Here is a 22481-nt window from a genome sequence, read left to right as displayed (position 1 = left end):
AACTTTCTAAAAATAAAACCTTATAAAAGCTACCAAAATTTGGTAGCTTTTATCTTTTACCACGTTTATTCACTATTGTAGGTTTTTAACATAAAATTTTTTGGACATATCTAAAATATTTTTATTTTTGGTTAACCAATTTAGTTAACCAGTTTGGTTAACCAACTTTTAAACTAAACTAAAGATGAAAAAAATTACCATGCCCTCACAGGTAATATGTGGGTTATTCCTTTTTTTTATTACCTCAAATGTCTTTTCTCAAAACATTACTTATAACATTGATGATCCTGAAAAATTAAGGGATGTTATTTACCAACCAGGAGATGTTATTATACTAAAAAACGGTACTTACACTACCGATGAACGTATGCGGTTTTTAGGCTCTGGTACAGCAGAAAATCCAGTTGTTTTTAGAGCAGAAACACCTGGTGGTGTCATTTTTACAGGTGGACCAAGATTAACTATTGGTGGTGAAACAGATGATGATACAGGAGAAGTAATTGCAACTGGAGAATATTTAATTGTAGATGGTTTTCATTGGAAAGGAGGCTACGGCGCAAGCAATTTTATTGAATTTAGAAATGGTACAAACTATGCACATCATAGTACTATTAGAAATTGTGCTATTGATGGATTAGGAATAGAACCAGATGAATTAGCAGAAGACTTATTAGATGAGCAAATTCCTAAACACAGATGGATTGTGCTTTACGGTACTTACAACAGCGTAATTAACTGTACGTTTATTAATAAGGAAAGTTCTGGGGCTATTATTCTAGGTGAATATGCATACAATGCATTCCCTGTTGTGCCAGATGGTGAACCCGAAATAAATAACAGTTGTGCAGAAGTTGGTCATACCATAATGAATAACTACTTCTATAATTATAAAAAAATTACAGAACTATATCCCTATACAAAAGCAAACGGAGATCCTTATTCCAATAGTGGAGACTGTGAAACTATTCGTATAGGTACTAGTTCTTATCAAATGGTAAATAGTAATGTAACAGTTAGTAACAACTATTTTGTTCAGGCAGATGGAGAAAATGAAATCATAACCAACAAAAGTAAAGGTAACACCTATACAAATAACACCTTTAGAAGATGTAGAGGCTCCTTAGTACTACGTCATGGCTCTTATGCTACCGTAGACGGTAATTATTTTTTAGGTGAAAATGTAGATGGTACAGGAGGTATAAGAATTGTTGATAGTAACCATACCATTACAAATAATTATATTCAAGATTGTATTACAGTACAAGACAATGCAAAATGGAATAACGGAATTACTTTTTTAGGAGGCAGTGCGAATGCAGATGTAGATTGTAATACCGATGATACGTCTAGTGATTACCAAAAAGTAGAAAACCTCATTTTATCTAACAATACAATTGTTAATACCAATGCACCTTTATTTTATAATGAAGACAAAGGCTCTACAGACCCAACAGGAACAGTATCTAATAACTTAATTTATTTTACTAATTCTAATCCTAATTTATCCGATGTAATATCTGGTGATAGTGCAACCGCCTTTGATAATCTTGGTACATCACTAACTTACACAGGTAATGTTTACACAGGTACTACTTTAGGAGCAACTACTACTGGCTTTTCTGAAGAAACAGGAATTACAGCTACCGCAGATGGAGAAATATTTACTTTTTCAGGAACAGGTTCGGCAGGTAAAGGAGCCAATATGGGATCTTACACACCTGTAACCGATGCTATGGTTGGTTATGGTATTGGGGCTTGTTTTCTAGATTATACAGGAGCTGGTATTACAGATGGCGATTGTACTATAGAAGCCATAGAAACTTTAACTGTTAGTAGTTTATCACCTCTTTCGCCAGATGCAGGTAGCTATGATGTTTCTGTTAATGCTAACGTGAGTTGGACAGCGCAATCTAACGATACTTGGATATCTATTGATGTTACTTCTGGTTCTGGTGCAGCCACCGTTTCAGTAACTGTAACTGAAAATACAGAAACAACAGAAAGAGTTGGCACTGTAACGTTTACACAAGACCCTGGAGGAGATGATATTGTTAGAACCTTAACGGTTACTCAAGAGGGGGCAGACTTAACAGATCTTTACAGTCTTATTAATGACGAAGTTGGTGGAGGCCCTGTTTCCATTCATTCTTTCTCAAAAGAACAGGTGGATGGATCATCAAAATTTAACTATGCATCAAACACACTTGATAAAGATACGGGTACGCAATGGGCAGCAGATGATGGAGACATATTAGCAGGCGATTATAAAGGAGATGGTGAGTATATAATTTTTGATTTAGGAGATGAATACAACTTAGATTTAATTAGAATTGCTACAGATGATAAATCAGATCCTTATGGGTTACAAATTTGGATATCTAATACCGGAACAGATCCTTCAGATTTTACAATGTTGTTGCCAACATCTGGAGATTTGGTAATTACTACAACAACTGGCACACGTACAGATTACGATCAGTTTGAAATTACTGCTAATGCACGTTATGTTAAATTAGTTGGATTTGGAAGATTTAATGCAGAAGGGGATACAAGAAAAAGTGCTTGGAATAATATTACTGAAATAGAATTTTATGGAGAAAAAAGTAGTTTGTCTATAGATGAACTTAATTCAAGAAAAATAACAATGTATCCAGTGCCATCAAATAATATTTTAAATGTAATAACATCGGGAGTTGATGTTAAAGAAATTAATATTTATAGTTTAGATGGAAGGAGAGTTGTTAATAAAATTTACAATACACCTAAATCACAAATTACTATAGATACTTCATCATTATCAAATGGAACTTATCTAGTAAATTTTAAAAATAATAATCATTTAAATGAGTCTAAAATGATAATTATTTCTCATTAAATAACTGATAATCATATGTTTCTATGTGAATAATTTTAAAGCCGCTTTTTTTATAAGCGGTTTTTTTATTTGTCTATTATTTACTGTTAAAAATTTTGGTCATATCAAAAAATTGTTTAATTTTGGATAACCAAATTGGTTAACCAATTTGGTTATCCAACAAAACCAACAAAACTATTTAACCTAAGAGTGTTATTTTTTATTCACCAATTTAAACTAATTATTATGAAAAAAACTTTACTTTTTACAAACAAAAAATCTAGCACATTATATTGTTTATTGGTATTGTGTTTGAGCTTTAATTTTGCTTTGGGGCAAAATCTCATGTTAAATCCAACTTGCGATGATTGGACGAATACAACAAGTGATAATGCAGATGCCTATGATATGACACCAAATAGCACAATAAAGGATAATTCTGGTATAGAAATACCTAGTCCTTATCAGGCTATTTGGAAAAATGACGCATTAGAGGATTGGTTAGAAGTATATTACTTGGGAGCAGCAGGTTCTTTAGATGAACAACCAGGTTCTACAAGTAACGGAAAAGATGGTACGAGAGGAGTTAAGTTATATGATGATGGAGATCCTGTGATAACAGGCAGTTCTCGTAGAATTTATCAAAAAGTTGAAGGGCTTACAATTGGTAATGATTATGTTTTTTCTGTTGATTCGTATTCTGAAGCAACAGGAACTCCTTCTGAAGTATATATATTAAATACAGAAATCACAAATGAGGTAGGTATTAATACAAATGGTGGTTCAGATACAAGTGTAGATGGTTTTTTAAATATTACAACAGATTATGATGATTGGACAACCAGTACTATCACCTTTACAGCAACTAATACTTTTGTTGTAGTTTACATTCGGTCTCTTAACTCTGTAAACACAGATACTGAAGTTTTTTATGATAATTTTTCTCTTATGTTAGATGAAACTGCATCTGTTGAAGATAAATTAGCCTCAAAATTCAAAATATTCCCTAACCCAGTAGATGATGTTTTAACAATAGATTCTAATAATATTGAAGTATCTTCAGTAAAAATATATGACCTTTTAGGAAAGCAAGTTTACGCTCAAAAAGGTTTAGTAAGTAAAAATATAAATGTTTCGCAACTTAATTCAGGGTTGTACTTATTAAAATTAGATACCAATAGCGGTAGCCTAAATAAAAAAATTATTATTGAATAGTTTAGTTAGTTTTTAGTTATAGAAAGTCTTTGTTTTTCATATAAAAATAGAGACTTTCTTTTTTCAAATTTCAAAATTTAATCATGTTTATGAGACCTTTTTTTCTGTTTTTTTTATTGTCATTTAGTATTCTGTCATGCAATAATACCCAACAATCAAAAATAATTGTTGGTAACATTAATGAGTTAAATGAAGCTATTAAAAATGCCAACCCAGGAGATAATATTGTTATGTCTAATGGCGTTTGGAAAGATGTTCAAATTAAGTTTACGGGCCAAGGAACAGAAAAAGCTCCAATAAAAATAGAAGCAGAAACCCCTGGAGAGGTTTTTATAGAAGGCGTATCAGATATTAAATTTGGCGGGAAGTACTTAGTGGTAGATGGTTTACATTTTAGAAATGGCTATTCACCTAGTGATGCTGTTGTAGAATTTAAAATTGATAATGAAACCATAGGAAATCATTGTACAATAACAAATAGTGTTATAGAAGATTTTAATAAAATGAATCGAGATGACTCAGATCGCTGGGTACAATTTTGGGGCAGACATAACACCGTAAGTAACTGTTACATTGCAGGTAAAACTAACAGAGGTCCAACAATTAGAGTTGATTTAAAAGGAAATGAGCATATTAATAATTACCATCAAATTATAAATAACCACTTTGGTCCGCGCCCACCAAAAGGTGGTGCTAGTGGTGAAACAATTCAAATAGGCGATAGTTTTTCATCAATGTCTCCTAGCCATACATTAGTTGCTAATAATTTGTTTGAAGAATGTAATGGAGAAGTAGAAATTATTTCAAGCAAAACTAATTTTAATGAGTTTAGAAATAATGTGTTTTATAAAAGCGAAGGTTCTTTAGTAACAAGACACGGAAACTACTGTACCATTGATGGAAACTATTTTATTGGAGACGGTAAAAATGAAAATATAGGTGGTATAAGAATTATAAATACAGGACATTGGGTAACCAACAATTATTTCTACAATTTAAAAGGAAAGAATTTTAGAAGTCCGTTAGCTGTTATGAATGGTATTCCAAAATCGCCATTAAACAGGTATAACCAAGTAACCGATGTTGTGGTAGCTTATAACACCTATGTTAATTGTAATTCGCCATGGCAATTTGGAGTAGGACAAAATTTAGCTCAAAAAGATGTGTTACCAGCTTCAGAAATTCGCTCAGCAAGACCATTAAGAACACTTGTAGCAAACAATGTATTATATAATAAAGAAGGTGATATAGCACCAATTATAGAGCATGATAAGGCCGATGATGTAACGTTTAAAAGTAATGTAATTAATAATCAAGGGGTTTCATTTAAAGAATATGAAGGGCTTAAAAGTTTAGATTTTGAGATGAAGGAAATCGCAGAATATATTTTTATGCCATCATCTAAAATTGAGGTCGAGCCATACATTGGGTTTGAATTTGAAACTATTTCAAAAGATTTATTTGGTAACTCAAGAACCTCTAATAATAGCATTGGTGCCGTGGTAAACACCAATGCTATTACCCCTTCAATTTTAGATAAATCAAAATATGGCCCAAGTTGGTATTCAGATGAAGCTGAACCAAGAGAACCAAAAACAATAGTGGTTAATACAACAGATAACCTTCAATCAAAAATAAATGAAGCAGAGAATGGAGATATTATTGCTTTGGGTGAAGGTGAGTTTACTGTTAAAACATCTTTAATTATCAAAAAGAAGATTAAAATAAAATCAAACAAGGAGTCAAAAGCAATTTTAAATTTTGTTGGAGATGCCAATACATCCTTATTTCAGTTGCAACCAAAAGGGTTTCTAAATTTAGATGGTGTTATTCTTAAAGGCACAGGAACTCAACAAGCTTTTGCAACCTTAAAAGAAAATATGTACACACATTTTGGTTTAACAGTTTCAAATTGTGAGATTAGTGAATTTAATTTTGCTTTAAAAGTTTACAAACAATCATTTGCAGAACGTATAACTTTTAAAAATACAACTATTACAAATTGTGAAAACGGACTGGAATTATCTGAAGAAACTAACGATAAAGGCGATTATAATACAGAGTATTTAACCGTTGATAGCTGTACATTTAATAATGTAAAACAAAACGTAATAGACTACTACCGTGGTGGGTATGATGAGTCTACAATTGGTGGAAATCTTATCGTGAAAAATTCAACATTCTCAAACAGTGGTAGTAAAGAAAAAAATGGCATTTTATTAAATACAAGAGGTATTGTAAATGTTGATATTTCAAACAATACGTTTAAAAATAACCCAGTAAAATTGGTTGCACTTCTTTGGGGAGCTAAAAATAATTCACATTCAAATAACGAAATATCAAATTCAGGAATAATTAAAGTTGAAGAGAATTTGAAATTAACACTCATGTATTAAAACTTATAAGTTGAATAAAATAAAAAAGTATCTAACTATTGTTATAGTATTTTCAGCTTTATTTTCATGTAAAAATAAGGCTGAAAATAATGAGGTAATAAAATCTTTTATGCAAACAAAACTTGCAAAAAAGTATCCTAGTGAAGTTATTCCTTTTATGGAAAAATGGAAAATTCTTTTAGGAGATGGTACGCGTACAGATTCATTATTAAACTTTGAAAAAGAAGGTTTTTTTTATGTTGAACATGAAGATAACACAAATTGGGTAGTTTATAAAACTCCTAATTCAGGAATTACATCACCTAATTCAAGTAATACAAGAACAGAGCTTGGGCAAAAAAAACGTTGGATACCAAAAACAGGAGGGAAGCTAACAGGAACTTTAAAAGTGCAACACGTTTCTACTTCGGGAGATGCTACAGTTTCATCTTCGTACTCTGTAGTAGTGGGACAAATACATAGTGATGAAGGTCATGAAAATGAACCTTTAAAGATATTTTACAAAAAATTTCCTGGTCACAAAAAAGGCTCTGTTTTTTGGAATTATGAGATTAACACAAAAGGCAGTAATGATGGTAGATGGGATTATTCTACCGCTGTATGGGGGTATGATTTTTCTGTTGTAGGTAGTAGTCCAAATTCTTATCCAGATGAACCAGAAGATGGTATAGCTTTAGGTGAAGAATTTAGTTATGAAGTTAATGTTTTTGAAGGTGTTATGTATCTTACATTTATTAGTGATGGCCATGAAACAAAAACTTTCACTAAAAATTTATTAAAATCTGATTTTACAAGTAAAAGAAATATTCCTCAACAAGTTATTGATAGATACTCATTAAAAAGACGTGTTGGTATAGAACTAGATAGTGCTTATACAGGCGAAAAACAATTTTTTAAACAAGGTGCTTATAATCAAGCCAACGGAAAAAGTACCAAATCAGAAACCTATGGGGGTGATATTTCAAAACAATATGCAAATGGTAGTTATGCAGAAGTTTGGTTTAAAAAAGCTACTGTTGGAGAAGGTTCTAAACCTTAATATTTAAAGAATTTCAACAAAAATATTATTACTGTAAACCTCAATGTGAACTTTTGTTTGAGTAAAATTATAATGAAAGATAATATTTTTTAATTTCTTTTATTTTTCTGAAAGTTAAAATGTTAAATCTATTAAATATAGTCACGTAATATTTTGTAGAACTTAATAAATATGCATATATTTGGTAAACCAAATTGGTTAACCAATTAAAATGAACAATAAGACACCACTATTTTTAACTTTTTATTTTCTGTTTTCAGCTGTTCTTTTTTGTAAAGAACTAGGTGAAACGTTAAGATTTGGTGCTAGCCATTATGCGTTGGAAAACACAATTATATTAGAGTTTGATAGGTGTGATGATGAATATGAAATTATTCTAAACAAACCAATTCAAAATGCATTTAAATATAATATAGTAGAAAAAAATATAGAAACAGGAATTATAAAAGATTTTATAAAATCAGAATTAGAGTTAGTCAACAATCCACAAAACTTTTTAATTCCTGTTTCTAAAAATAGTAAGCAAGAGAAACCAAATAATTCTTGTATTACAGCAAAGGAAAACACAAGGTTTGTTCAGTATTCAAAAAAAGAGTCGTTAGTGGCATTAAACAGCAGAAAATCTATTCATGTAAAAGCGGGATTGAATAGTTTGTTTGATGCTGCTAATAATTCTCAACTAGGAGAACAAAAGTGTAATGTAAAAAACCTCTATAATTTAAGCTCTATTTTAAAAAAACAATCATTTCAACTTCAAAATGGTTTATTTTTAAAAGAGAACATGCCAACAATTTTAGCTTAAGATTAAATTTTAAATAAGACTAATGAAAATCTCAAAACTCATAAAAACCAGTTTTTGTTTAGTATTAATAGGTACTTTTTTTGTGTCTTGTAAAGAGCAACCAAAATTAGAAACTAGTAGAACTTCAAATTCTGGACACCCAAGCTTAATTTTAACACAACAAGGTGTAAAAGATATAAAAGCTAATTTAGGGAATATTCCAGTTTTTGATAAATCTTTAATTACAACTCAAAAAGAGGTTGATGCTGAAATTAAGAAAGGTATAGATGTTCCAATTCCTAAAGATTATTCAGGGGGTTATACTCATGAAAGGCATAAAAGAAATTTTGTAGTACTTCAAAAAGCGGGCGCACTTTACCAAATTTTAGGAGATGAAAAATATGCTAACTATGTAAAAGATATGTTAATGCAATATGCCAAAATGTATCCTACACTACCTGTTCATCCAAAACCAAGATCATATGCAAGAGGTAAACTATTTTGGCAATGTTTAAATGATTCTAATTGGTTGGTTTACACAAGTCAAGCTTACGATTGTATTTATGATTTTCTTACAGAAGAAGAGCGTAACATTTTAGAAACAGATTTATTTAAACCTTTTGCAGATTTCATTTCTAAAGAAAACCCGCAATTTTTTAATCGTGTGCATAATCATAGTACTTGGGGTAATGTAGCTGTAGGAATGATTGCCCTTGCAATGGATGATGATAGCCTTTTACAAAGAGCACTTTATGGTTTAAAAGATGTACAAATTAATCCTAATGCAAAAGATAATGATGGCGGATTTATAAACAAAGATGGAAAAATAGGTTTTTTTGCAAATTTAGATGAACCATTTTCCCCAGATGGTTATTTTACAGAAGGTCCTTACTATCAGCGTTATGCATCTTATCCTTTTTTAATTTTTGCACAAGCACTTCAAAATAAAAAACCAGAATTAAAGGTATTTCAGTATAAAGACAGCGTACTTTTAAAAAGTGTTACGGCTTTAATTAACCTATCTGATGCCGATGGAGAATTCTTTCTGTTAAATGATGCTCAAAAAGGAATGTCTTATTATACAAGTGCATTAGTATCTGCAGTTGATATTGCATATCACTTTGGGGGTAATAACCCAGAATTATTAAGTATAGCAGAAAAACAAGAAAAGGTAGCTTTAGATGATGCAGGTTTAGCTGTTGCTTTGGGTATAAAAGAAGGTAAAACAAAACCATTTGTTAAAAAATCTATAGAACTGTCAGATGGCCCAAATGGAGATCAAGGAGCAGTAGGTATTGTTAGAAGTAGTGGTTTAGAGCTAGTATTCAAATACACAGCTCACGGGTTAAGTCATGGGCATTTTGATAAATTATCTTATTCTTTATTTGAAGAAGGAGATGAGGTGGTTCAAGATTACGGTTTAGCACGTTTTGTTAATATTGAACAAAAAGGAGGAGGTAACTATTTAAAAGAAAATAAAACATGGGCTAAACAAACTATAGCACATAATACATTAGTGCAAAATGAAGTTTCCCATTTTGAAGGTAAATATGATATTGGAAGTCAATATCACTCCAATAAATATATTTTTAGTGTAGAAAATGAAAACTTACAAGTAGCTAGCGCTAAGGAAGAAAACGCATATCCAGGAACTAAGTTACACAGAACAATGGTATTTATAAAAGATGCTGATTATAATAAACCTTACTTATTAGATATTATGAGGGTAACCTCTAAAAATTATAACCAGTACGATTTACCATTTTATTATTTAGGACATATAATGCAAACAAGTTTTGAATATTCAAAATTGAATAGACCAGAAGTACTAGGAACAAAATCAGGATATCAACACTTGTATAAAGAAGCTAGTGCCACAACTAATGGCGAGAATATTAAACTTAATTGGTTACACAATAACAAGTTTTATTCATATTCTGCAATCACTTCAAAAGATGATGAAGTTATTCTTGGAAGAATTGGAGCCAATGACCCAGAATACAACTTAAGAAATGAACCTACATTAATTCTAAGAAAAAAGAATGCTAAAGATGCGTTATTTGTTTCAACTGTAGAGTCTCACGGAACATATAATCCAGTAACAGAATTAGCAGTTAATGCATATAGCAATATCAAAAATATTGATGTTTTATATAACTCAAACGCTTATACAGCTGTTAAGATTGAAATGAAAAACGGCAAAATAAAAGTCTTTATCATTTCAAATGAAAATAATGATGAAGATGCAGAACATAAATTAACAATTAACAATAAAGATTATACCTGGAAAGGTTCTTATATATTTACTGAAAACAAATAAATTATAAATTATGAAACGATTTAGTGAAAAGTACATTATTACAAAAGACATGGAATGGGAAGAGCTTGGTGGCGGAGTATCAAGAAAATTCTTAGGTTATGATAACCAAATAATGATGGTTAAAGTAAAATTTGAGAAAGGAGCATTAGGAACGCCACATCAACACTTTCACACACAAGCCACATATTGTGCTGCTGGTAAATTTGAATTTGAAATAGATGGTGTAAAAAAAATTGTAGAGGCAGGAGATGGCGTGTATATAGAACCTAATTTAATGCATAGCGCCGTTTGTTTAGAAGAAGGTATATTAATTGATACTTTTAGCCCTGTAAGAGAAGATTTCTTAAGTGGAGGAGAAGTATCTTATTTTGGAGACAAAAAATAGTAATTAAATTCTTTTAACTGTATCTGTTAATATTCTGTACAGTAAAAAGTTAATTTTGATATTTTTTTGTTTTTTAACAAAAAAATAACATATATTTGGAGAACCAATCTGGAAAACCAATTTGGGAAACCAGTTTGGTTCTCCAAAAAAAACTAAACTAAATGTATAACTTTTCAAAAAACCACCATCCTATTATGAACAAAAAATAAAAAAGGACAGGTGCGCGCCTATCCTTTTTTGAACTATCTACTTCTTGTCTAAATGGAAGTAAAATTAATACACGTATTGTTATACAATAACATGAAGCCTCAAAACTACAAAAAAAAGTTTAAGGTTCAGTTTTGTTTAGCAATTAGTGTGAATTGATTAATAAGTGAATTGGTAAAAACTAATTCAAACTGAAACAATTTTAACTAAAAAGACAAATTATGAATTTTAAAATTAAACTAACTCTAATCGCAGTATTGTTATTCAATGCTGTAATGATTGCGCAGGGTGGAATTACTGTAAAAGGTACGGTTGTATCTGGTACTGATAATGTTCCTATTCCTGGTGTAAATGTAATTGTGGTAAATACTACAAATGGTACTACCACAGATTTTGACGGAAAATATTCTATTCAGGTTTCTAAAGGAGATGCTTTGAAGTTTTCTTATATTGGTTTTGTAAGTAAAACAGTTACCGTAGGTGATCAAACAACAATTAATGTTACTTTAGTTGAAGACTTAGCAGAACTTGATGAAGTAGTAGTAGTAGGTTATGGTGCTCGTAAAAAAAGTGATGTAACAGGTTCTGTTTCTTCTGTGAAAACGGAAGAATTAACAGCATTTCCAGTGTTAGATGCATCGCAAGCACTTCAGGGGCGTGCAGCTGGTGTAGATGTACAATCAAATAATGGTGGAGAGCCAGGTGCGCCTATTAGCATTAAAATTAGAGGTAATACTTCTATTAATGCAAGTAGTAGTCCGCTTATTGTTGTTGATGGATTTGTTGGAGCCAATATGCCACAAGCAGGTGATATTGAATCTATGCAGATTTTAAAAGATGCTTCTGCAACAGCTATTTATGGTTCTCAAGGTGCAAATGGTGTTGTGTTAGTAACCACAAAAAAAGGTAAAAGTGGTAGGTTAAATATAGATGTTAATTCTACGTTTTCTGTTCAAAGCACCGCAAATAAGTTAGACTTATTAAATGCAAATGATTTTGCAGATTATCAAAACCAAATAAGAGCTAATCAAGGAAATAGTACACCTTATGTACAGGGTGATGCTGATACAGATTGGCAGGAAATGATTTATAGAACTGGTAGTACACAAAATCATCAATTATCCGTTTCAGGAGGTTCAGAAAAAGTTAACTACTATGCTTCTGGTACATATTTTAAACAAGATGGTATTTTAGTAAACTCTGATTATGAAAGAGTAACATTTCTATCAAACCTAGATGCACAAGTAACAGATAAATTAAAAGTAGGTCTTAACTTAACAGGTGGTTTAAGTAAGAAAAGTGGTGTTACTACACAATCAAATGGTTCTGTTACAGTAGGTGGTGATGATGTTGTGTCTTTAGCAATGCGTTTTGCTCCAGACAAAGGAGTTTATAATGATGATGGTTCATTTACAACAAATGACCAAATTGGTGATGAAGTGGATAACCCTTGGGCTGTTGCAACACAAAGAGATGACGATACTGAAATAGAAAATTTTAGAGCTAATTTTTATGGAACTTATGAAATTATTGAAGGATTAACTTTTAAAACAACCTTCGGTCTTAGTTCTAGAAATCAATTTAGAGGAATCTATATGCCTCGTACGTTGCAAGTAACCGCAGGAGGAATTAATGGTAGAGCTATAATAGATGAAGGCAAAACAAAAAATGTATTAGCAGAAAACTATTTAACTTATAACAAAGAAATAGGTAAAGGTAACTTAACTTTATTAGCGGGTGTTTCTTATCAAAAAACAACCAATAAAGGCTCTTATAATGAAGGTACAGGTACTATTTCAGATTCTTTTTCATACTATGGTTTATGGACAGCTACAAACTTAATACAACCACAATCTGGTGATATTTATGTTACAGAAAAAGAAATTCAATCGCAATTTGGAAGAGTGAATTTTGATTATGATGATAAATATTTACTAACAGCTACAGTTAGACGAGATGGGGCATCAAACTTTGCAGAAAATGAAAAGTATGCCATTTTCCCTTCAGGAGCTTTAGGTTGGAAAGTTTCTAACGAAGATTTTTTAAAAGATAGTGAAACCATTTCTAACTTAAAATTAAGAGCAAGTTACGGTGTTACTGGTAACCCTGCTATAGACCCTTATCAATCTTTAGCAAGTTTAGAGAATATTTATGCCTCTAGTAACGGTTCAACTGTACAGGCGGTTACTCCTAATCAACCTGCTAACCCAGATTTAAAATGGGAGTCTTCTTATCAAACTAACTTAGGTGTAGACTTAGGGTTATTAAATAATAAAATTACACTTTCATTAGATTATTATAATATTGATACCAAAGACTTAATTATGGTTGACAGAGGTTTGCCTAAGTATTTAGGTTTTTATAATGATGAAATATTAAAAAATGTTGGGGAAATTAAAAATGAAGGTATTGAAATATTTTTAAGTACAAGAAACATAACAAATGACAATTTTAGCTGGACTACTGATTTTGTATTTTCTAAAAATAAAAATACAGTAACGTCTTTAGTTAATGGAGACGACTGGTTTGGTAACGGAGCTCCAAGTTATTTTAGTGTAAATAATACCTATATACTAAGAGAAGGTGAAGAAGTGGGGCTTTTCTATGGTTTTGATTATGCAGGTGTGTATCAAGGCGGAACTTTACCAGAGGGTACTGCTACCATTTCTGGAGGTGTAGCTGGTGATCCTTTATTTTTAGATTTAGATGGCAGTGGAGACATAACTAATGATGATAGAACAATTATTGGTAACCCTAACCCAGATTTTACATGGGGGCTTACTAATAATTTTAGATATAAAGATTTTGACATGAACATCTTTTTTCAAGGATCTCAAGGTGGAGAAATTTTTAATATGACTAACGTTCAGTTAAATAATGGTGACTCTAATACTACATACGACTATTATAATAATGCTTGGACCCCTACAAATACAGATACTAATCAGCCACGTGTAGGTAATAATAGTTTTAGAGAAATCTCTTCTCGCTTTGTAGAAGATGGAAGTTACATTAGATTAAAAAATATAGCTTTAGGTTATAATTTCCCTTCAGAAATTATAGATGATTTAGGTATTGAGAAATTAAGATTATCAGTAAGTGCACAAAATTTATTTACAATAACTGATTACTCAGGCTTAGATCCAGAAGTTAATTATTATGGTAGCCAGGGTGGGCAAAATGGTAATAACCAAGCAAGTAACACAACAAGAGGGTTTGATTTTGGAAATTACCCAACTGTAAGATCTGTAAGTTTCAGCCTTAATTTAACATTTTAAAAACCATTTTAAAAAACGTATAAAATGAAAAAAACTAAATATATATTATTATCGTTGATAATGGGATTATCAATGATAGGGTGCTCTGATTTAGAAGAAGAGCCAGTGGGCTTATTGTCTCCAGAAGGATTCTTTTCAACTACAGATGATATTCAATTAGCTGTAAATGCATCTTTAACCCACGCTATAAATGAAGAAATTTGGGGAAGAAAACTTTCTATAGCATTAATGTTACGCTCAGACATGGTAAACCTTAATTCTTCTCAAACTCATAGGGTTGAGATGAATATGCATTCCATTACAGGTGACAATGAAATGGTATATGACCCTTGGAATAGAATTTACATGGGAATCGCGGCAGCTAATTATGCTATTGCTGGAGCCGAAGATGTTTCAGCTGATGATGAATTTAAAAATCCAGTTACAGCACAAGCTTATTTTGCAAGAGCATTTTATTATTTTCATTTAGTAAGATTATTTGGAGATGTACCATATATAGATCAACCAACGGATGATTTAGCTTCTTTAAGTTCTATATCATGTACTCCAGAAGCAGAAGTTTATGAAAAAATTATTGCAGATTTAGAGTATGCTGAAGAATGGTTACCATATATTGTTACATCTAGGGCTACACCATCTAAAGCAGCAGCTAAGGCTTATTTAGCTTTAGTGTATTTAACAATGGCTGGTAATACTTCAGGAAGCCCATATTTCCAAATGGCTTACGATAAAGCTAAAGAGTTAATCGTTAATAAGGGAGATTACAATATAGATTTAGATCCAGATTTTCAAACTTTATTTAATGCAAACAAAATAGATGCTTCTATAGAACCTATATTTGCATTAGATTATAATAACGTGGAAGCTCCTGATAATGCTTATGACCAAACAGCACCTATGACAGGTATTAGAGGTGATGATGATGATCAAGGATGGTCTGTTGCAAGTCCTACAATGGCTGTTTATGACTCATTTGACCCAGATGATTATAGAACCCGTGTTAGTTTTCAAACAGAAGCTACAATTGGTGGTGTTACTGTAGATTATACTGACTTTCAACGAAGTGGACACGAACACGCTGTTAATCAACCTTACATAGCTAAATATACACGTTATCCTGGACCATATGCTAGAAGTAATAAAAGAGCAACTAGTCATAATTATTCTATGATTCGTTATGCAGAGGTATTATTAATTGCTGCCGAAGCTGGTGTAGAAATAGGTGCTGCTGATGCAATAGATTTTCTTAATATGGTGAGAGAAAGAGCAAGAAACGGTGGGCAATCTACAAATGGAGGTTATGTAGAAGAAACCATTCCTGCAAGTACAGTTCCAGAAAATCTTACTTCAATAACTGTTGATGATGTGTTAGAAGAACGCAGAATAGAGCTTGCCTTTGAAGGAAAAAGATGGTATGATATAAAAAGAAGACAGTTAGGAGATGTAGTATTTAGTGCTTCTGGTTATGAAGGAGAAAAGCCAGATTGGAATGCTTCTGTAGATTATGACACTCCAATACCTCAAGATGAGATTGATAGAAATCCTAATCTTACAAATTAAGTTTTTTAGAAGTTAATTAATTAAAAAACCCTGTGTTTAATAAACATAGGGTTTGTTTTTTAATGGTTTTAAATGAATTAATTCATGTCATTTTTTCTTTTAAAAATATTCGCTTACAAATTATGTTAAAATTCAATTTTAATTGTTTTTAACAAAAAATTAATATATATTTGGTGAACCAAATTGGTTTACCAATTTGGTTCACCAAATAAAGTGTTTAATCTCTTAAAACCATTAATATTATGAAGTAAAACTATAGTCCTAATAATTATTTTAAGCTAGTTTGTGCATTATAGTAAGAGATTGCTAGAGATAACAAGTTAGCATTTTAAAAGAGAAATATCAAAAAGACATAAACTAATAAAGATATTCTATTAATTCAAATAAAACTAAACATTTTAAACATAAACAAGTTTAATTATGAACTTAAAAACTAAGCTAATATTAGTGGTTCTATTGTTGTTGAGTGTTACTATAAATGCTCAAAATCAAACCACAATAAAGGGTACTGTTGTTTCGGTTACAGATAATTTTCCAATTCCAGGTGTTAATGTAATTGTAGTTGGAACAACTAATGGTACTACCACAGATTTTGATGGGAATTATGAAATTAAAGTAAAAGTTGGTGATGTGCTACAATTTTCATACGTGGGATATGCATCTCAAAATGTAATTGTAGCAGATCAAAAAACTATTAATGTTTCGCTATCAGAAGATGTATCAGAATTAGACGAAATAGTTGTTGTTGCCTATGGAGACCAAAAGCAAAAAAATGTAACAAGTGCTTTAACAAAGGTAACAGCTAAAGATATTCAAGATGTAGCAGTATCTCGTGTTGAAGATGCTCTTAGAGGTAAAGTGGCTGGACTTAGAATTCAGACAGTTGCTTCTGAAGCAGGAGGAGATCCTAAAATTACTTTAAGAGGGCCTGGGTCTATCACAGGTGAATCTGCACCATTAATTGTTGTTGATGGTGTTGTATTGGGTAATGATGCTGATATATTGGCTTCAATTGATAATAATAATATAGAATCAATAAGTGTTTTAAAAGATGCTTCATCAGTTGCTATTTACGGTTCTCGTGGTGCAAATGGTGTAATTTTAGTAACACTTAAAAAAGGTGTTTCAGGAAAAACAAGATTTTCTTATAATACTTTTACTGGTTTTAAATATGCCACAATTAATGAAAATTTTAATACTTCAATATCCCAAGAAAGATCTCGTTTAGATGGGTTACAGAGTATTGTAAGTGGTATCTCGGTTGATAGTCAAAATTACGATAGAATTATTAATGATTATAATACAGCTTATGCAGAATTAGAAGCTATGGATTTTATAGCTTCATTAGGTGGTGGTTGGAAAAACTGGCAAGATGAAATTTTTAATGGAGGTACAATAATAAGTCACTCATTTGCCGTTAGAGGTGGTTCAGATTTAACTAGCTATTCGGCTTCTCTAGGTTATTTAGAAGATGAAGGTATAGCTTTAGTTGATAACTTTAAGAAATACAATGCCAGAATAAAAGTTGATAGTAAATCAAAAAACAAAAAAATTAAGTTTGGAGGAACTTTACGTGTTAACTATAATGATCAAGATAAATTACCTTCAAGGTTTACAGACCCAATAAGACAATATGGACATATACCATTGTATTTAAATGAAGATCATTTAGATTATGTTACACCATTTTCTACAGCAGTAGGTGTTAGTACAGATGCTGGTAAACTTTTTGAAAACTTAGGTGTTGGAAGTTATGGGTTCTCTAGAGCTTTTGATCATACCTTTACAGTAGATCCAAATAACCCAAGAGACATATTAAGAGACGCTAATGGAGTGCCAATTGCAAGTGGGTTAACTTCTGGAGGATTAACATTATCAACTACAAAAAATGTACATCCTTTAGTGCATTTTCTTGAGAGATCTAGAGTAAAAAGAAAATTAAGTTTAAACGCTTCTTCATACATTGATTTTGAATTAGCAGAAGGGCTTAATTTTAGACAAACTATCTCAGGCGTGTTTAGACACAATAAAACGAATGAAGCTGATTATTATTACGGACAAGAAAATAGAGATCAAGAGGCTTACAGACTAGAAAGAAGAGATGAATTAAACCAATATGCTTTTGAGTCTATTCTTAAATACAACAAGAGCTTTGGAAAGCATAGCTTCAACTCTGTTTTAGGATTTGAATATACGCGCAGAGATTTTTATATACAAGAATCTGAGGCTGTTGGTTTTACAGACGATTTTAATAATAATATAGCCTTAGCAGATGGAGGAACCACCTTTACTAATAACGGTACAGATAAATTAGTATCTTATTTTGGTAGATTAGATTATAATTATGACGAAAAGTATTTATTACAAATTTCTGCACGTTCAGATGGAAGTACTAGGTTTGGTTCTAATACAAGGTTTGGGTTTTTCCCTGCAGCATCAGTTGGCTGGATTTTATCTAGCGAAGACTTCTTATCTTCAAGTGACGTTATAACATTCTTGAAACTAAGAGCCAGTTATGGTGTTTCAGGATCTAACGAAATATCAAATAATATATATGAATCACTTTACAGGTTTGAAGAAACTTATAGTACCATTGGTTATAACGGTAGTACAGGAGTTAAAGGAACCACTTTAGCAAATTCAAATTTAGGATGGGAAAAATTAATAGAGTTTAACCCAGGTATAGATATTACTTTTGGTAAAAGCTTATTTAACTTTTCTGCAGATTACTACACAAGAACCAGTGAAGATTTAATTCTATTTGCACCTGTAGCCGGCGTATATGGTACAGATAATTGGTTGCAAAATATAGGTGAGGTTAAAAATTATGGTGTTGAATTAGAATTAGATTCTAGAGTATTAACATCAGAAAATTTTAGCTGGAGACTTTCAGGTCAATTTGCTTTAAATAGAAATGAAGTTGTAAGTCTTGGTAATAATGAACAAATTATTTCAAGAATAGATCAAGATACTAGACCAACAGAATTTATTGCAAAAGTAGGGCAGCCTATTACATCTTTTTATGGATGGGTTTATGATAAAGAAGTTCCGTTAGAATGGATTGATAATCCTTTTAACAGATTCAATAATGACTTTGCCCATGTTTATGTAAAAGATTTAAATAATGATGGTGTTATAGATGATGAAGATAGAACAGAATTAGGAAGCCCTTATCCCGATTTTACTTGGGGTTTAAGTTCAGATATCACTTACAATAATTTTGATTTTTCATTTCTATGGCAAGGGTCTCATGGGGCAGAGGTTAGAGTTGCAGATCTAGACCAACTGTATTACGCTAGTGAGTCTGCTGTAAACCCATTATCAAATTTCCCAGATTTAGATTTAACAGTACATAGAAGGTATACAGACGATCATATTCAAGATGCTTCATTTATTGCATTAAGAAACGTAACATTAGGTTACACAATACCAGAATCATTTACGTCTAAATATGATATTGACAGACTAAGATTTTATATAACAGGTGAGAATTTATTGTTCTTTACTGCTAGTGGTTATGAAGGTTTCAATCCAGAAGCTCAAGGTCAAACATCAAATAATGCTAACACACCATTAACAGCTGGTTATCAAAGAGGTGATGGACCTGTAGTAAGAACTGTTTCAGCAGGAATTAACTTTCAATTTTAATTAATTATGAAAAAGATACACAAAAATATACTACTTTGCTTTTCTTTTTTAGCACTACTTTCAAGCTGCAAAGAAGAATTAGATCTTAGTAATCCAACAGCACTTTCTTTAGAAGAGCTACTACAAACAAATAATGGGTTTGAGTTATTAGCCAACGGTGTTTTAGATGCTTATCAAAAAGTACCCGCTAATGAGTTTTTATTAACAGAGTTACGGTCAGATAACGTAAGAGCAAATACAGAAAATGGTAATTACCCTAACATTAACGCTTATCTTGTAGATCCAAATAACGGAGATGTTGCAACATACTATTCAAATAATATGGCAACTATTAAGCATGCCAATAATATTATAGATAATAGGTTTTTGGCTCCAGAAGATCAACAATATACTGTTGGAGAAGCTTATTTTATGAGAGCATTATGCCACTTTAATTTGGTTAGAGCTTATAAAAATGTACCATATATTGATAAAGTTTTAGATGTTACAACAGAGGAAGCTTTAGACTATCCGCAATTACCAGAATCTGAAGTTTATGAAAAAATTATTGAGGATTTTAAAACTTCAATAGCTTATTTAAACGGTGTAGATCAAAACAGATACCGTCCTTCAGAAGCCGCAGCAATATGTTTAACAGCAAAGGCTTATTTAAGTCAACCAAACCCTAATTATACAGAAGCAGAATTGTTGTTAGCTTCAGTTATAGAAAACAATAGCTCTTATAATTTAGATTTATTATACACTGAAAACGATCCTTCACTTTCTGAAGGAGAAAATAATTATAACCTAGTTTTAGATTATGGTAATGTATTTGGCAATGAATTTATAGGAACATATTCTGATGCCGATGGAACTCCAGATGGAACATGGACTAATAACCCAGGTTATGAAATTAATGATGAAGTTATATTCTCCATTGCCTACGATTTAGAAAGTAGCGATAACTACGTAACCAGTGATAGTGGTTTAGATGATCAAGTTGAAACAGACTCAGAATCATTTAGTTTTGCAATGACATTACAAGGCCCATCAAATGGAGTAAACATAGCGTCATTAGATTTCTTAGAGGTAATGACACCAGAATTGCAACCAGTTAGGTTTTACGCAAGTATACAAGCACTATCATATGACCCAACAGATATAACAAACGATACATTTAATGCTAAATTCCCTACAGATGGTGAAATAGGAGACAATGACTGGATTGTGTTAAGATATGCCGATGTACTTTTATTATATGCAGAAGCTATTTTAGCCGGAGGAGACAGTACTACAGATACAAGAGCTATTAATGCCTTTAACCAAGTAAGAGTTAGAGCTGGTTTAGAAGAAGTTGTTAATTTAACTAAGCAAGATTTATTAGATGAAAGACGCGTAGAGTTTGTTTATGAAAACCAAAGATTATATGATTTAATAAGATTTGGAGAAGCAGATGATGTATTACAAACATTCTCAGATGAAAATAGTTTAAACTATAATCCAGACATGAAATATCTTCCTTTCCCACAAAGAGAGATAGATAATTTACCTAATTTTTATTCACAAAACAGTGGTTATTAAAAAAAGAAAAATTATGAAAAGATACTTATTAAATATAAAATCTATAGCATTGGTGGCTTTTATATCTATAGCTTCATGTGTGAGTGATGATTTAGCCGATGTTGGGGATTTAGAAGATATAACTGGCCCTACACCATTTTATAACGTAACAGATGTTTCCTCTTCAGAATTTAATTGCGAAGATGTAGAATTATGGGCTAAATATGAATATAACTTTCAAGCAGGATCAAACTTAGCTGTTAATGGAACCCAATATCAATGGGCAATAACAGATATTAATGGTAATACAGTTGATGATATCAATTTAGTTAATCCAGATTTAAAAGTTTTAGAACAATTAATAGATGCAGAATTAGCCTCTGTTGTAGCTATTGAAGAAGATATAGCCGATTTAGAATTTAAAATTCCTTGTGAAGATGATCCTAATAAAGTAGCGGTTATGGAAGCAGAAATAGAAGCCTTAGAAGCTCAATTAATCGCAGCAGAAGATGGTCTTTCAGATGAAACTATACTAAATGTGGCAGCTTACGAAGCTCAAATAGCCGCATTAGAACCAGCAACACTTCAAGATCAAGAATTAATTATAGAATTTCCAGAACCAGGAGATTATATAGTTTATTTAACAGTAACAGATAACTTAGGTAAATTTGATACAACAGAAAAAATAGTAACTGTTACTCAAGCAGTACCAACAATTCCTGTGCCTGAAATTGCAGAACCAAGTTTTGAAGACAATAGTTTATTTGATGGTACTGGAGATGGTAGAGATTCTTGGAGAGTACCAAGCAATGATGCATGGAGCCCAGTAGGAGGTGGAACCACTGTAATACAAATTAACTCCAAATCAGAAGAAGGAATTTTACCAGACGGTGTTCAAGCTGCCAAATTCCCTTCTACAGGAGAAAGAGTTGCTTACCAAGAAATAGAGGTAACTCCAGGTGCAGAATATGTAATAACTTACTTTAGTGCTTTTAACCTTGATGCAGAAGGACAAATGACGGTTTCTATTCTAACTCCTAATACATCCTCATACGCTGAAGCACAACTAGAAGCAAACATTCTTGCAACTAGAACAGATACTAACGAAGGTAGAACGGTTGATGTTTTCAAACAACATGCTCTAACATTTGAGGCTGGTGAAAACGAATCAGTAATAATATTTGCCACTAACTCTGGAGACGAAGCTAGATTAGATGCATTTTCTATAACAGTAAAACAATAAATAAGTTTTAAAATTT

At 31.6% G+C, this 22481-nt stretch carries 12 protein-coding genes; all 12 read left to right on the top strand.

Annotated elements, in window-relative coordinates; genetic code table 11:
* The first annotated feature begins 184 nt into the window (after positions 1 to 184).
* The 12 genes from J1D01_RS04935 to J1D01_RS04880 all read left to right on the top strand — a co-directional run bounded on the left by J1D01_RS04935 (position 185) and on the right by J1D01_RS04880 (position 22465).
* Entirely contained in the window at positions 185 to 2875 is a 2691-nt protein-coding gene (locus tag J1D01_RS04935; RefSeq protein ID WP_421150029.1) for a chondroitinase-B domain-containing protein, read from the top strand.
* 225 nt (positions 2876 to 3100) lie between these two features.
* Positions 3101 to 4069, top strand: coding sequence for a T9SS type A sorting domain-containing protein (locus tag J1D01_RS04930; protein ID WP_421150028.1), 969 nt, complete (start codon positions 3101 to 3103; stop codon positions 4067 to 4069).
* An 89-nt stretch (positions 4070 to 4158) separates the two neighbouring features.
* Complete coding sequence (locus J1D01_RS04925; protein ID WP_421150027.1) at positions 4159 to 6465, top strand: chondroitinase-B domain-containing protein; 2307 nt, start codon at positions 4159 to 4161, stop codon at positions 6463 to 6465.
* A gap of 109 nt (positions 6466 to 6574) precedes the next feature.
* On the top strand, positions 6575 to 7504 hold the full coding sequence (locus tag J1D01_RS04920; protein ID WP_421150026.1) for a polysaccharide lyase family 7 protein: 930 nt from the start codon (positions 6575 to 6577) through the stop codon (positions 7502 to 7504).
* Positions 7505 to 7715: 211 nt separating this feature from the next.
* Entirely contained in the window at positions 7716 to 8306 is a 591-nt protein-coding gene (locus J1D01_RS04915; RefSeq protein ID WP_421150025.1) for a hypothetical protein, read from the top strand.
* Positions 8307 to 8328: 22 nt separating this feature from the next.
* Entirely contained in the window at positions 8329 to 10605 is a 2277-nt protein-coding gene (locus J1D01_RS04910) for a heparinase II/III domain-containing protein (RefSeq protein ID WP_421150024.1), read from the top strand.
* A 10-nt stretch (positions 10606 to 10615) separates the two neighbouring features.
* Positions 10616 to 10990 carry a cupin domain-containing protein gene (locus J1D01_RS04905; RefSeq protein WP_372937888.1) on the top strand — a complete coding sequence of 125 codons (375 nt, stop codon included), beginning with the start codon at positions 10616 to 10618 and terminating at the stop codon, positions 10988 to 10990.
* 428 nt (positions 10991 to 11418) lie between these two features.
* Positions 11419 to 14475: a SusC/RagA family TonB-linked outer membrane protein gene (locus tag J1D01_RS04900; protein ID WP_372937889.1), complete on the top strand. Its 3057-nt coding sequence runs from the start codon at positions 11419 to 11421 to the stop codon at positions 14473 to 14475.
* Positions 14476 to 14499: 24 nt separating this feature from the next.
* Positions 14500 to 16035 (top strand): RagB/SusD family nutrient uptake outer membrane protein, encoded by a 1536-nt coding sequence (locus tag J1D01_RS04895; RefSeq protein WP_421150023.1) that lies wholly within the window; start codon positions 14500 to 14502, stop codon positions 16033 to 16035.
* Positions 16036 to 16455: 420 nt separating this feature from the next.
* Positions 16456 to 19683, top strand: coding sequence for a SusC/RagA family TonB-linked outer membrane protein (locus J1D01_RS04890; protein ID WP_421150022.1), 3228 nt, complete (start codon positions 16456 to 16458; stop codon positions 19681 to 19683).
* A gap of 6 nt (positions 19684 to 19689) precedes the next feature.
* Complete coding sequence (locus tag J1D01_RS04885; RefSeq protein ID WP_421150021.1) at positions 19690 to 21243, top strand: RagB/SusD family nutrient uptake outer membrane protein; 1554 nt, start codon at positions 19690 to 19692, stop codon at positions 21241 to 21243.
* Positions 21244 to 21256: 13 nt separating this feature from the next.
* The gene (locus J1D01_RS04880) at positions 21257 to 22465 is read left to right on the top strand and encodes a hypothetical protein (protein ID WP_421150020.1); all 1209 of its coding nucleotides are present in this window, start codon (positions 21257 to 21259) and stop codon (positions 22463 to 22465) included.
* The last annotated feature ends 16 nt before the right edge of the window (positions 22466 to 22481 follow it).

Source organism: Seonamhaeicola sp. NFXS20 (assembly GCF_049132085.1).
Taxonomy (GTDB): domain Bacteria; phylum Bacteroidota; class Bacteroidia; order Flavobacteriales; family Flavobacteriaceae; genus Seonamhaeicola.
This window is presented reverse-complemented; position numbering and strand designations above follow the sequence as displayed.